The sequence below is a fragment of the uncultured Roseobacter sp. genome, assembly GCF_947495275.1.
Lineage (GTDB): Bacteria > Pseudomonadota > Alphaproteobacteria > Rhodobacterales > Rhodobacteraceae > Roseobacter.
This window is the reverse complement of sequence record NZ_CANLYL010000001.1, coordinates 686,655-700,114: the sequence shown is the minus strand read 5'-3', so window position 1 is coordinate 700,114 and position 13,460 is coordinate 686,655. Positions and strand designations below refer to the sequence as shown.

Annotated in this window: 12 protein-coding genes and 1 pseudogene; 9 read left to right on the top strand and 4 right to left on the bottom strand. The window is 58.6% G+C overall.

Annotation, left to right across the window (positions count from 1 at the left end; genetic code table 11):
• From Q0802_RS24715 to tldD, 4 genes and pseudogenes are all read right to left on the bottom strand, one after another.
• A pseudogene (locus Q0802_RS24715) lies at nucleotides 1-76 on the bottom strand (succinyl-CoA--3-ketoacid-CoA transferase); the annotation flags it as partial.
• A gap of 178 nt (nucleotides 77-254) precedes the next feature.
• On the bottom strand, nucleotides 255-2,840 hold the full coding sequence (gene topA, locus Q0802_RS03395) for a type I DNA topoisomerase (protein ID WP_298913505.1): 2,586 nt from the start codon (nucleotides 2,838-2,840) through the stop codon (nucleotides 255-257).
• 239 nt (nucleotides 2,841-3,079) lie between these two features.
• The gene (gene dprA, locus Q0802_RS03390) at nucleotides 3,080-4,243 is read right to left on the bottom strand and encodes a DNA-processing protein DprA (RefSeq protein WP_298913502.1); all 1,164 of its coding nucleotides are present in this window, start codon (nucleotides 4,241-4,243) and stop codon (nucleotides 3,080-3,082) included.
• Between the two features lie 105 nt (nucleotides 4,244-4,348).
• A complete protein-coding gene (gene tldD / locus Q0802_RS03385) occupies nucleotides 4,349-5,770 on the bottom strand; it encodes a metalloprotease TldD (RefSeq protein WP_298913499.1) in 1,422 nt (473 codons plus the stop codon).
• A 178-nt stretch (nucleotides 5,771-5,948) separates the two neighbouring features.
• Between tldD and coxB the strand changes: the two genes are divergently transcribed.
• From coxB to Q0802_RS03340, 9 genes are all read left to right on the top strand, one after another.
• A complete protein-coding gene (gene coxB / locus Q0802_RS03380; RefSeq protein WP_298913497.1) occupies nucleotides 5,949-6,830 on the top strand; it encodes a cytochrome c oxidase subunit II in 882 nt (293 codons plus the stop codon).
• A gap of 50 nt (nucleotides 6,831-6,880) precedes the next feature.
• Complete coding sequence (cyoE, locus tag Q0802_RS03375; RefSeq protein WP_298913494.1) at nucleotides 6,881-7,819, top strand: heme o synthase; 939 nt, start codon at nucleotides 6,881-6,883, stop codon at nucleotides 7,817-7,819.
• 3 nt (nucleotides 7,820-7,822) lie between these two features.
• Nucleotides 7,823-7,987, top strand: a complete 165-nt coding sequence (locus Q0802_RS03370) for a cytochrome C oxidase assembly protein (protein WP_298913491.1) — start codon at nucleotides 7,823-7,825, stop codon at nucleotides 7,985-7,987.
• Complete coding sequence (locus Q0802_RS03365; protein WP_298913489.1) at nucleotides 7,987-8,571, top strand: cytochrome c oxidase assembly protein; 585 nt, start codon at nucleotides 7,987-7,989, stop codon at nucleotides 8,569-8,571. The genes Q0802_RS03370 and Q0802_RS03365 overlap by 1 nt, the downstream gene beginning before the upstream one ends.
• A 25-nt stretch (nucleotides 8,572-8,596) precedes the next feature.
• Nucleotides 8,597-9,430, top strand: coding sequence for a cytochrome c oxidase subunit 3 (locus tag Q0802_RS03360; RefSeq protein ID WP_298913487.1), 834 nt, complete (start codon nucleotides 8,597-8,599; stop codon nucleotides 9,428-9,430).
• 67 nt (nucleotides 9,431-9,497) lie between these two features.
• On the top strand, nucleotides 9,498-10,178 hold the full coding sequence (locus Q0802_RS03355) for an SURF1 family protein (protein ID WP_298913484.1): 681 nt from the start codon (nucleotides 9,498-9,500) through the stop codon (nucleotides 10,176-10,178).
• Between the two features lie 5 nt (nucleotides 10,179-10,183).
• A complete protein-coding gene (thrC, locus tag Q0802_RS03350; RefSeq protein WP_298913482.1) occupies nucleotides 10,184-11,572 on the top strand; it encodes a threonine synthase in 1,389 nt (462 codons plus the stop codon).
• On the top strand, nucleotides 11,569-12,831 hold the full coding sequence (locus Q0802_RS03345) for a pitrilysin family protein (RefSeq protein WP_298913480.1): 1,263 nt from the start codon (nucleotides 11,569-11,571) through the stop codon (nucleotides 12,829-12,831). Before thrC ends, Q0802_RS03345 begins: the two co-directional genes overlap by 4 nt.
• Nucleotides 12,831-13,415 (top strand): GNAT family protein, encoded by a 585-nt coding sequence (locus Q0802_RS03340; RefSeq protein WP_298913478.1) that lies wholly within the window; start codon nucleotides 12,831-12,833, stop codon nucleotides 13,413-13,415. The genes Q0802_RS03345 and Q0802_RS03340 overlap by 1 nt, the downstream gene beginning before the upstream one ends.
• The last annotated feature ends 45 nt before the right edge of the window (nucleotides 13,416-13,460 follow it).

The following is a 13,460-nucleotide window of genomic DNA, read 5'->3' as shown; positions in this document are numbered from 1 at the left end:
CCCCGGCCGCGATCAACATCCCGTCGCGCAACACGTCCTCCAGCGCCTCAGACGCCGAGCCGTATATCTTTTTCATAGCGCTCCCTCGAATCCAGCTGGCGAATGCCGAACTCAGTAATCTGCGCGCGATCCAAAACCGGAAAGGCGCAAATCTCCACTCCTCCTAAGAGGGTATAGGGCGCGAAGAAGGTTGGTCAAACTTGTTTGAGAAAATCTGGTGCGAAGGTGCACTATTTTGCAGAAAATAGTTTATTTCAGCTCTTTTTTGCCACTGCCTTTTTTTTGGTCGGTGCTTTCTTCTTGGGTGACGATTTTCTGCGCCCCTTGCCCTTCTTGGCGGCTTTTTCATCTAAAAGGAGAACCGCTGCTTCCAGCGACAGATCATCGGGTGCGGTTTCTTTGGGAAGGGTCGCATTGATTTTTTCCCACTTCACATAAGGCCCATATTTGCCTTCCATGATGCTGACGGCACCGCCCTGATCCGGGTGCTCTCCCAACTCGCGAAGTGTCTTGGCCGCCGCGCCCCGGCCACCGCGACTGGCAACTTTTTCGGCCAAGAGCTGCACGGCCCGGTTCATACCGACCGTAAACACCTCTTCTATGCTTTCCAGATTGGCATTCGTGCCTCCGCGCTCAGATGTGCTGGCGGCGTGCTTGAGGTAGGGCCCATAACGCCCGATGTTGGACCATACGGTCACGCCATCTTCGGGGTGGGGCCCAATCTCGCGGGGAAGAGAAAGCAATTTGACGGCCTGCGGCAGGTCCACATCCTCTGGCGGCCACTCCTTGGGGATCGATTGGCGCGGGGGCTTCTTATTCTCGTCGGTGACCTCTCCGCGTTGCACATAAGGGCCAAAGCGGCCTTTGTGCACCCAAATACTGTCACCACTGTCTTCGCCCAACAACTTGCCTTCGGGCGGAATCGCGCTGGCTTCGGCTTCGGGATCGGGCGGGCCAAAGGGGCGTGTGTAACGGCACTCGGGGTAATTGGAGCACCCGATGAATGCGCCCCCTGAACGCGCCGTGCGCATTGAAAGCCTGCCTGCGCCACAATTGGGGCACAGCCGCGGGTCCGTGCCGTCCTCGTTAGGAGGAAAGAGATGCGGCTCAAGAACTTCATTGATCTTTTCCAGCACTTCGGTGATGCGCAGGTCTGCGGTTTCCGCAACTGCTGCTGAAAAATCACGCCAAAAACCCTTCAGAACTTCCTTGTAGTTTGCATCTCCGGCGCTGACATCATCCAGTTGATCCTCAAGATCGGCAGTGAAGCCATACCCCACATACTTGCGGAAGTAATTTTCCAGGAAAGCTGTTACCAGCCGGCCTTTGTCTTCCGGAATCAGCCGGTTCTTGTCTTTGCGTACATATTCACGGTCCTGAATGGTGGTCACGATCGACGCGTAGGTAGACGGACGGCCAATCCCGAGCTCTTCCATCTTTTTCACCAGCGTTGCCTCGGTGTAGCGGGGCGGAGGCTGCGTGAAATGCTGCTCTGGCGTGACCGAGCGTTTGTCCATCGCGTCGCCTGCGTCGATCTGGGGCAGACGTTTGTCGTCCTCATCCACCACATCGTCGCGCCCTTCTTCATAGACCCGCAGGAAGCCGTCAAAGAGTACCACCTGACCTGTGGCGCGCAATTCCACCTGGCCATCTGCGCTTGCCAGATCAACGGTTGTACGTTCCATCCTGGCTGCTTCCATCTGACAGGCGAGCGTCCGTTTCCAGATCAGATCATAAAGCTTGCGCTGGTCGGCGTCAGAGGTTTTCAGGTCCTCCGCCTTGGTCATCATATCCGTCGGGCGCACGCATTCGTGCGCTTCCTGCGCGTTCTTGGCTTTGTTTTTATACATGCGCGGGCTGGAAGGGACATATTCCTTTCCATAGAGCGTCTGGATAGCATCCCGCGCGGCCTGCACCGCTTCGGGCGCCATGTCGATCCCGTCGGTCCGCATGTAGGTGATGTAGCCTGCTTCATAGAGCCGCTGCGCGGTGCTCATGGTTTGCCGCGCGCCCATGCCGAACTTGCGACTGGCCTCCTGTTGCAGGGTTGAGGTCATAAAGGGGGCAGAAGGATTCCGGTTTGCGGGTTTGGCTTCTACCGATTTTACCGACAGATCGCGGCTACTGATCGCCTGAACAGCCATTTCGGCTTGGGTGGCGTTCTCGATATCGAACTTGTCGAGTTTTTTGCCAGCGAGAACCGTCAGACGGGCCTCGAATTCCTTGCCACGAGGCGTGGCGAGAATCGCCTTGACGGACCAGTATTCTCGATTGCGAAACGCTTCAATTTCCATTTCGCGCTCAACGATCAGGCGCAGCGTCACGGATTGAACGCGTCCCGCTGACCGCGCGCCCGGCAGCTTACGCCACAAAACGGGGCTGAGGTTGAAGCCGACCAGGTAATCCAATGCGCGCCGCGCGAGATAAGCCTCGACCAAGGGCATATCCACCTGACGTGGGTTCCGCATGGCTTCGGTGACCGCGGATTTGGTGATCGCATTGAACACCACCCGACTGACGGGCGTGTCCTTCTTAATGGATTTGCGTTTGGTAAGGGCTTCCTGCAAGTGCCAGCTGATCGCCTCGCCTTCACGGTCAGGGTCGGTTGCGAGGATCAGGGCGTTATCATCTTTGAGCGCATCTGCGATGGCCTTGACGTGTTTTTTACTGTCGCTGGCGACCTCCCAGAGCATCTCAAACTCCTGCTCGGGGTCTACTGAGCCATCTTTTGGCGGCAGGTCGCGCACGTGGCCGTATGATGCCAGTACCGTGTAATCGGACCCCAGATAGGTGTTGATTGTCTTGGCTTTGGCGGGCGATTCGACCACAACGACTGGCATTTACTAGGACACCTCTGGGTAAAAATATTGTGCGTCTATGACCATGCCAGATGTGTTGCGCAAGTAGATTTTGTCAATGCGCCAGAGATTGCCGCACCTATTTTGTCGCAACACAGATTGTTCACGACGGTATCGACCGGGGCGTTGCACGTTGTCTGGTCCGCACCAATTTCTTCGGGGATGAGCGCACTTTGAATTTGGCTGTTCGCAGCGAAAACCACTCACAAGACGGCCAATTTTCAGGCGCTTTCGGTGCGGGACAACAGACCGCCCGACCGGCGGCTTATGCGACCTTCCATTTCAAGATCGAGCAGTGCCGGAGCCACATCCGCCGGGGCAATCGCGAGGTCTCGTATCAACTGATCTTCGGCAAGCGGTGCCGGACTTAGCCGGGCAAGAATCTTCCGGTGCAAGGCCGCCACTTCCTTCAGCGGGGTTTTGGGTTTAGGGGGCTTGGCAGCTCTGAGCGGAGGCTCCAGTGGCAATTGTGGAGATGCCTCTGCCAAGGGGGCCATCGCCTCCAACACGTCTTCTGCAGAACGGATAAGGGTAGCGCCTTCGCGGATCAGTTGATTGCATCCGGCGGCGCGGGCATCGAAGGGGCTGCCGGGAACGGCCAGGACATCTCTGCCCTGGTCCAGTGCGTCTCTTGCGGTAATGAGGCTACCGGATTTGGCTGCGGCCTCGACAACCACGGTTGCGCGGCTGAGCCCGGAAATGATGCGGTTTCGGCTGGGGAAGTGGCGCGCCATCGGTTGTAGCCCCATGGGCTGTTCGGACAGCCGCAAACCGGTCTGCGCCAATTCAAGCGCCAGTTCTGTATTTTCGGCCGGATAGACAACATCAACACCGCCAGCCTGTACGGCAACGGTGCCGGTCGGGAGGGCGGCCAGATGGGCGGCGGCATCGACTCCGCGGGCCAGTCCGGAGACGACCACATAGCCTGCGACACCAAGATCGCGCGCCAGAGCCTTGGCCATGCGGGTTCCTAGCGAAGACGCGTTACGCGCGCCAACCAGCGAGATCATTGGGCGTTTCAGGAGGCCTGCGTCACCAAGAACCCATAGAAACGGCGGCGCGTCGTCGATTTCATTAAGATGTGCAGGATATGCGGCGGTGCCCTGCATGATGAGGCGTGCGCCAGCCGCACGTGCCGCGTTGAGTTCAGCCTGAACAACCGCTTCGGGGCATACTTCGTATTTCTGAACGCCGGCGGCACGCGCTACCTCTGGTAGCGCGGCCAGCGCGTTCTGCGCAGTGCCGTGTTCAGTTAGCAGTCGTTTATACGTCGTTACGCCAACCCGGCGGGATCGCAACAGACGGAGCCGGGAGAACTGTTCAGCTTCCGAGGTGGGTGGGAGTGGGGGGTGAGTGGAAGAAGGATTGTGGTCCTTATCAGTCATCCTCGTCTCCGTCCGTTGCAGAATCAGGTTTAAGGCGAGTTGGTTAACAACGCATGAATCAATGTGGCTTGGACGCCTCGCTAATTATGGGGAGGTGTCCATTTGTCAGGACGCAGACCCACCCACTGTCAGGCCGCCAATCATCAATGTCGGTTGGCCCACGCCCACCGGAACCCATTGGCCAGCCTTGCCGCAATTGCCCATGCCGGGGTCAAGTGCCATGTCGTTTCCGATACCCCGGATATGCTTCAGCGCGGTCGCGCCATCGCCGATGAGTGTGGCACCTTTGACCGGCGCGCCCACTTTGCCGTTTTCGACGCGGTAGGCCTCCGTGCAGCTGAACACGAACTTGCCATTGGTGATGTCTACCTGACCGCCTCCGAAGCCCACCGCATATATGCCATCCTTGAGATCGGCGAGAATATCCTCGGGATCGGCATCGCCGCCCAGCATGTAGGTGTTGGTCATGCGCGGCATCGGTGCATGGGCATAGCTTTCACGCCGCCCGTTGCCTGTCGGGAGAACGTCCATCAAGCGCGCGTTTTGCCTATCCTGCATGTATCCGACAAGAATTCCGTCGTCGATCAACACGTTCTTGGCGGAAGGAGTTCCCTCATCGTCAATTGTGATCGAGCCGCGCCTGTCGGGGATCGTGCCATCGTCCAGAACTGTCACACCTGCACTGGCGATCCGCTGCCCCATGAGCCCTGCAAACGCCGATGATCCTTTGCGGTTAAAGTCACCCTCCAATCCGTGACCAATGGCCTCGTGCAGCAAGATGCCGGGCCATCCTGGCCCCAGCACAACATCCATGACCCCGGCGGGTGCCGGTACGGCTTTCAGATTGACACAGGCAATTCTCAAGGCCTCACGTGCTTTGGATTTCCAGTCTGCCGGGTCGAGTAATCCATCCAGCCCGACGCGCCCGCCACCGCCAACGGAGCCGGATTCTCGCCGCCCGTTCTCTTCCACGATGACGGAGACATTGACCCGGGTCATGGGGCGGACATCCCGCAGGGACTGCCCGTCCGGGCGCAGAATTTCAACCTCCTGAAGACTGGCGGCAATGTTGGCCGAAACCTGCACCACCCTTGGGTCGAGGCCGCGGGCGTAGTCGTCTATCTCGCGCAATGTTTCGATCTTGACCGGGAAACTGGCCCCGGCAATCGGATCGTCGTCGGTATAAAGGCGCTTATTTGTTGGATTCGGGGCATCTGCCCAGGTGCCGCCGCCTTCGCCAACGGCGAGACGCGCGGTTTCCGCAGCCCGCCGCAGCGCTTTCATAGAAATTTCCGAGGAATGGGCGTAGCCTGCGACTTCGCCACGGACGGCCCGAAGGCCAAACCCTTCGGTGGCATCATAACTGGCGGTCTTGAGCCTGCCGTCGTCAAAGACCAGTGCTTCGGAACGACGACGTTCCAGGAACAACTCGCCATCATCTGCGCCCCGGGTCGCTTCGCGCAGCACATTCAGGGCCTCGTCGCGGTCAAGCGTTTCGTTAAACGGCATGAAAGGGGCGTCGGTCATTCGCAATATCCTCAAAAGGGGGCGTAAAAGTGCACTCAGCGTCTGTTTGACGCAAGCTCAAGTCTTTATCTCGCGATCAGAATATGATTGTAAGAGCAGGAATTACAACGGACGGGGCGGGCAAGAGGTCCAAACCTTTCCTGCGTGCCCATCAGTGATCCCAAGATCAGGACGACACATGAAACGTTTTTTCACACTCCCAGGTGTTTTTGCTGGCCTTGCAGCAACAGCGGCTCAGGCACAGGACAACCTTGAAATCATCGGTGTGCCGGTTGATGGCAAGATGGGCTTCCAACCTGCCGTGACCGAGCTGGCCTCAGACCTGCAATGGCTGGATGGCATGCTGCTAGTGATCTGCACGGTGATTTCGCTGTTCGTGACCGCGCTGATTCTCTGGGTGGCAATCCGCTATAACGCCAAGCGGAACCCTGAATCGGCGAGCTTCACCCACAATACGCCGGTAGAGATTGCCTGGACCGTGATCCCGATCGTCATTCTTGTCTTCATCGGGGCGTTCTCGCTGCCCATCCTGTTCAAGCAGCAGGAAATTCCCGAAGCTGACGTCACCATCAAAGTGACGGGGTATCAATGGTACTGGGACTACGAATATGTGGATGAAGGTTTTGAGTTTTCGTCCTACATGATCGGCGCGCCCGCAACGGGTGGGAACAACGCGAAATCACCTGAGGTGATCGCGCAGCTGGAAGAGGCGGGATATTCCGAAGCGGAATTCCTGCTGGCGACGGACACATCCGTTGTGGTGCCCGTCAACCAGACCATCGTGATGCAAGTAACGGGTGGCGATGTGATCCACGCCTGGACCATTCCGGCGTTCGGCGTAAAGCAGGATGCCGTACCTGGCCGTCTGGCTGAACTTTGGTTCAAAGCTGACCGGGAAGGTATCTACTTTGGTCAATGCTCCGAGCTTTGCGGGCTGAACCACGCTTATATGCCGATCACCGTGAAGGTCGTCTCCGAAGAGGCCTATGCCGAGTGGTTGGAAGGCGCGCGGGAAGAATACGCCGGTGTTCCGCAAACCCGCGTCATCGCGTCGAAATGAACGGGTGCGGCCCTGCCGCGCCACTCCAAGACTGCCAGCGAGGCGCCTGAATGGCTGATGCAAGCTACACAACACCCGCCGGGGAGTACGACACGCAGCTTGGCGATTATTTCGCGCTGCTGAAACCGCGTGTCATGTCGCTGGTGGTGTTCACGGCGCTGGTGGGCCTGCTCGCTGCACCGGTGACCGTGCATCCTGTGATTGCCTTTTCATCGATTCTGTTTGTCGCCATCGGCGCCGGTGCCTCCGGCGCGCTGAACATGTGGTGGGACGCGGATATCGACGCGGTGATGCAGCGAACCGCCAAACGCCCGATCCCCTCCGGTCGCGTTCCTGCGGGAGAGGCCCTGTCACTGGGGCTGGCCCTGTCCGGTATGGCCGTCATGATGCTGGGCCTGTCGGCGAATTTGCTGGCGGCGGGTCTGCTGGCCTTCACAATTTTCTTTTACGCTGTCGTTTACTCGATGTGGCTTAAGCGCTCGACGCCCCAGAACATCGTGATCGGTGGTGCCGCGGGCGCCTTTCCCCCGGTGATCGGATGGGTCATTGCGACCGGCAGCTTCTCCATCGAGGCATGGCTGATGTTCGCATTGATCTTCATGTGGACGCCGCCGCATTTCTGGGCTTTGGCGCTGTTCATGAAGTCCGACTACAATGATGCAGATGTGCCGATGCTCACGGTGACCCACGGACGCAGGGCAACCCGTGTTCATATCGTCGTCTACACGATCCTTCTGGCGCTGCTTGCCGTTGGAACAGGGTTTACCGCCATCGGCGGGCCCCTCTATCTGGCCATGGCCGTTGTGCTGAACGCGCTGTTCCTGAAAGGGGCGGTTGACATCTGGCGGCGTGATGAAACGCAGGCCGAGGCCGACAGCTACAAGATTGAAAAGAAGTTCTTCCGGCTGTCACTCTGGTACCTCTTTGCCCATTTCGGGGTGATCCTGATCGAAGCCATGCTGCGTCCTTTCGGAATGGGGGGCTGGTAAGGCATGACCTTTCGTCCCGAACATGAACTGCATGCCCGTCGCAAGGGGCGCAACATCGGGGTCGGCCTGATGCTGGGTGCGTTTGTCGTTCTGGTGCTGGCGCTGACCTTCACCAAAGTCACAAGTGGCGATTTTGAGCTGCCAAAAGCAGAGGAGATTGCAAACTGATGGCGCTCTCCGGTCCCGCCAAAACCGTCACTCAAACCGTCAGCCTGGTCGTGGTGATGGGAGCTCTGGCCTGGGCGTCAGTTCCTTTTTATGACTGGTTCTGCCGGGTGACAGGGTTTGGCGGCGTGACCGGCGTGTCTGATGTAGCGCCCGATGATGTTCTTGAGCAGACCATCAAGGTCCGTTTTGACGGCTCGCTTCACAGTCAGATGCCGTGGTCCTTTGAGCCGGTCGTGCGCGAGATGGAAGTGCGCATAGGCGAGACGGGCCTTGCGTTTTATGAGGCATACAACCCGACAAATCGCCCCATCGCAGGGTCTGCCAGTTATAACGTTACCCCTTATCAGGCGGGTGGCTTTTTCAACAAGATTCAGTGTTTCTGCTTTGAAGAGCAGGTGCTGCAACCCGGTGAACGGGTTCAGATGCCGGTGACTTTCTATGTCGATCCGAAAATCGTCGAAGATCGCGATGGAAAATATGTACATACCATCACGCTCTCCTATACATTCTACGAAATTGACCTGCCCGAGGGCTATGCCGCCGTGCAGGATTTGGAACCAACCTCAGACGCAAGTCTGAACTGACCAGGACAAGGCAAGGGACGCAGATATGGCCCATGAAAAGAACCACGACTATCACATTCTGAACCCCTCAGTCTGGCCGCTGCTGGGCGCCATCAGCGGGTTTGCGATGCTATTCGGCGCGGTGATTTGGTTTTCGGGTGCGGTAGAAAATAATCACCCCTACCTGTTCCTCGCGGGGCTGGCGGGTGTGCTTTACGTCATGTTTGCCTGGTGGTCCGAGGTTGTCCGTGAAAGCCACGTCGGCGACCACACCCCGGTGGTGCGGATCGGCCTGCGCTATGGCTTTATCCTTTTCATCATGTCGGAGGTTATGTTCTTCGCGGCGTGGTTCTGGGCGTTCTTCAAAAATGCCATCTATCCGATGAGCGAATATGTCGGCACGGAGTACATCCAGCCGGAAATCTACCATGTGGACGCTTTCCACCTGCCGCTGATCAACACGCTGATTCTGCTGCTGTCGGGCTGTGCGGTAACCTGGGCGCACCACGCTCTGGTCCATGAGAACAACCGCAAGGATCTGGTCTGGGGCCTCGCAATTTCGATTGTGCTTGGTGTACTGTTTACCGTGCTGCAGGCCTATGAGTATTCCTATCTGCTCTACAAGGGCTGGGAATTTGGAGGCGACAAGTTCTACTCAAACTTCTTCATGGCGACCGGCTTTCACGGTGCACATGTGATCATCGGGACAATCTTCCTGACGGTGTGTCTTGTCCGTGCGTTGAGGGGGGACTTCACCCCGGAGAAGCACGTGGGCTTTGAGGCCGCTGCCTGGTATTGGCACTTTGTCGACGTGGTATGGCTGTTCCTCTTCTTTGCAGTTTACATCTGGGGCGTGGCGCAGATGCCCGGGGCGCATTAGGCGCAGCGAGAATTTCAAACAAAAAAGCGCGCGGCTCTCGCGCGTTTTTCTTTGGAGCTGAGCAGTCATGCGACGACTGATGTTTCTGGCAACCTTTGGGTTGGGGGGCGCTGCAATTCTGATCAGCCTTGGTATCTGGCAGGTCCAGCGGCTGGCCTGGAAAGAAGAATTGATCGCCGATATCGAAAAGCGGATCTTGGCTGCTCCGATAAAACTACCAGCAGAGTTGAACCCCGAACGGGACGCCTATCTGCCGGTCGAGGTTACAGGCGTTCTGGGCGCGGGTTATCTGCGGGTTCTGGTGTCCCAAAAACAGGTTGGCGCGGGCTACCGGATCATTCGTCCGATGCTGCGGGATGAAGGGACGATACTTATTGACATGGGGTTCGTCCCGGTGGCAAAGGCCGACGCATTGAAATTCGAGGAAGGTCCGCCGCTGACCCTCGTGGGGAACCTGCAATGGCCACAAGAGACCGACAAGTTCACACCAGTGCCGGATGTTGACGAAAATATCTGGTTCGCGCGGGACGTCGAAAGAATGGCAGACGCTCTGGATACTCAACCGATACTGGTCGTGCGTCGCGACGCGCCGCAATCAGGCGGTCCTGTGACGCCCTTGCCTGTAGACACGGCCGCTATTCCCAACGATCACTTGCAATACGCCATCACCTGGTTTTCCTTGTCGGCCATCTGGCTGGCAATGACCGCCGTTTTCCTGCGCCGCAAACCCGGTGCCAACAAAAGCTGAAGCATATGCGTTACATATCGACCCGGGGCACCGCACCCGTTCTGAACTTCGAAGAGGCCATGCTCACCGGCCTTGCCCGTGATGGCGGGCTTTATGTGCCGGAGACGATTCCGCAGATGACGGTCGCGGAAATTTCCCGCCTCGAAGGGCTGAGCTATGAGGCCATTGCCTACCGTGTGATGCGGCCCTTTGTGGGCGATGTCTTCACGGATGCTGAATTCGAGGGCATCATCGACCGCGCCTATGCGGGGTTCGGCCATGCCGCGCGGGCACCGCTGGTGCAGCTTGATCAGGGGCATTTCCTTCTGGAGCTTTTCCACGGACCGACGCTGGCCTTCAAGGACTTCGCCATGCAGCTGATCGGGCAGATGTTCCAGACGGCGCTGGCGCGGCAGGGTGAGCGGGTCACCATTGTGGGGGCGACCTCGGGTGATACGGGCTCGGCGGCGATTGAAGCCTTCCGGGGGCTCGACAATGTGGATGTGTTCATTCTCTACCCGCATGGGCGCATTTCCGAGGTGCAGCGGCGGCAAATGACCACGCCGGCCGAATCGAATGTGCACGCGCTGGCGATGGATGGCGATTTCGACGACTGTCAGGCGCGGCTGAAGGACATGTTCAACGACTTCGACTTCCGCGACGAGGTCAGGCTCGCAGGTGTCAATTCCATCAACTGGGGACGGGTACTGGCGCAGGTGGTTTATTACTTCTCTTCTGCGGTATCGCTGGGGGCACCGCACCGTCCGGTCAGCTTTACGGTGCCCACGGGCAATTTTGGCGATATCTTTGCGGGCTACATCGCCAAGCGCATGGGGCTGCCCATCGACAAGCTTGTCGTTGCAACCAATCAGAACGACATCCTTGATCGGTGCCTGAAAGGGCAGGGGTATCACAAGGGCGAGACGGTGCCTTCGATCAGCCCGTCGATGGATATTCAGGTCAGTTCCAATTTTGAGCGCGCCTTGTTTGACGCCTATGATCGCGACGGCAATGCGATCGGCCAATTGATGGAAGAACTCAAGGCGGGTGGTTTCGAGGTCAGCCAGGGCGCGATGCAGGTGCTCCAATCGCATTATGTATCCGGCAGCGCGTCGGAAGAGGAAACCATGGCCACCATCGCGTCTTCGCTGAAGTCCAGCGGTGAGTTGCTCTGTCCGCACAGCGCGGTGGGTGTGAAGGTGGCAGAGGAGTTGCGCGCAACCGGCACACCGATGATCACACTCGCGACCGCCCATCCGGCGAAATTCCCGGACGCAGTGGAAAAGGCCAGCGGGCAACACCCCCCCTTGCCCCCGCGTATGGCAGACCTGTATGAACGCCCCGAACGGGTGAGCCGGGTGCCGAACGATCTGGCCGCGCTCACCGCGCATATCAAAGGGCATCGTACTGCGTGACACTGAACCAACACCGCCTGCCTAATGGCTTCCGTATCGTGACCGAAGAAATGCCCGGGCTGGCTTCAGCCTCAATCGGGGTTTGGGTCACAGCGGGTGCGCGTCATGAAATGCCCGACCAGAACGGCATCGCGCATTTTCTGGAACATATGGCCTTCAAAGGCACTAAGCGGCGCACTGCCTTGCAGATTGCCGAGAGCATCGAGGACGTAGGCGGCTACATCAACGCCTATACCAGCCGCGAAGTGACCGCCTATTACGCCCGTGTGTTGCAGAACGACGTGCCGCTGGCGCTCGACGTGATTGCGGATATCCTGCTGAACCCGACGCTGGACGAAGCTGAGATCGAAATCGAGCGCGGGGTGATCCTGCAGGAGATCGGGCAGGCGCTCGATACCCCTGATGATGTGATCTTTGACTGGTTGCAGGAAGAAGCCTATCCGGATCATCCCATGGGGCGCACCATCCTGGGGCCCAGCGACCGGGTGGCCAGTTTCAGCCGGACGGATTTGCAAGGGTTCATCGGACAGCACTACGGGCCGGAACAGATGATCCTGTCAGCGGCAGGTGCGGTGGATCACGAGGCCATCGTGAAACTGGCCGAGACGCTCTTTGGGGGTATGCAAGCCAAACCTGCCTTTGACGTTGATGCCGCACGTTTTCTGGGGGGTGAGCGTCGGCAGGCCAAGGAGCTGGAGCAGGCGCATTTTGCCCTGGCCTTTGAAAGCCCCGGGTACCGTGACGATAGAATCTACACCGCTCAAATCTATGCCTCAGCGCTGGGGGGCGGTATGTCGAGCCGCCTCTTTCAGGAAATCCGGGAAAACCGAGGGCTATGCTATTCGATCTTTGCGCAGGCCGGAGCCTATGCGGATACCGGCATGACCACGATCTACGCCGGGACCTCTGCCGAGCAATTGCCTCAACTGGCCGAAATCACCATCGACGAGATGAAGCGGGCGGCTGCGGACATGTCGCCCGCCGAGGTTGCGCGCGCACGCGCGCAGATGAAGGCAGGATTGTTGATGGGGCTGGAAAGCCCCTCAAATCGCGCCGAGCGGCTGGCCCGTTTGGTTCAAATATGGGGCCGCGTTCCGCCGCTGGAAGAAACCGTGGCGCTGATTGATGCCGTGACCACAGGGGACGTCAGGGAATTTGCCGAAGGCATGGCCTCGGCGGCTCCAGCAGCCCTTGCACTTTACGGTCCCATTGACGCCGCCCCCAGCCTTGCAGAGTTGCAGACGCGTCGAGCGGCGTGATGCTGCGCGGATTTCGGAAACTGAGGATCGAGACGGAGCGGATGACGCTGCGCCCACCGATTCATTCCGACTTTAGACCCTGGACCGCCCTGCGGGCCCAGAGCAAGGATTACCTGACCTCCTGGGAACCCAGCTGGGCACGGGACCATCTGACCAGAAAAGCGTTTACGAACCGGGTCTATTGGGCGCAACGGTCCGTCTCCAGCGGCACCGCGATTCCGCTCTTTTTGATCCGACGTCAGGATGACGCACTGTTGGGCGCGATTACGCTGGACAATATCAGGCGTGGCCCCGCGCAGGCGGGCACATTGGGGTATTGGACCGGTCAACCCTTCGCGCGGCAGGGATACATGCATGAGGCCATCAAGGCATTGGTGCACCATGCATTCACGCGATTGGATCTGAGCCGGATCGAAGCCGCCTGTTTGCCCGAGAATGCAGCGTCACGCGGATTGCTCGAAATCTCTGGTTTCAAATACGAGGGCGTGGCGCAGAGCTATCTGCAGATCAACGGTCGGTGGCGCACCCATGTGCTCTATGCCGCCTTGCGAGGGGACAGACGCGGTAAATCCAACGCAGGCTAGCGCCTATCTGCGTCTCTCTCGGTGACCCTTTCCTGGACCTCACAG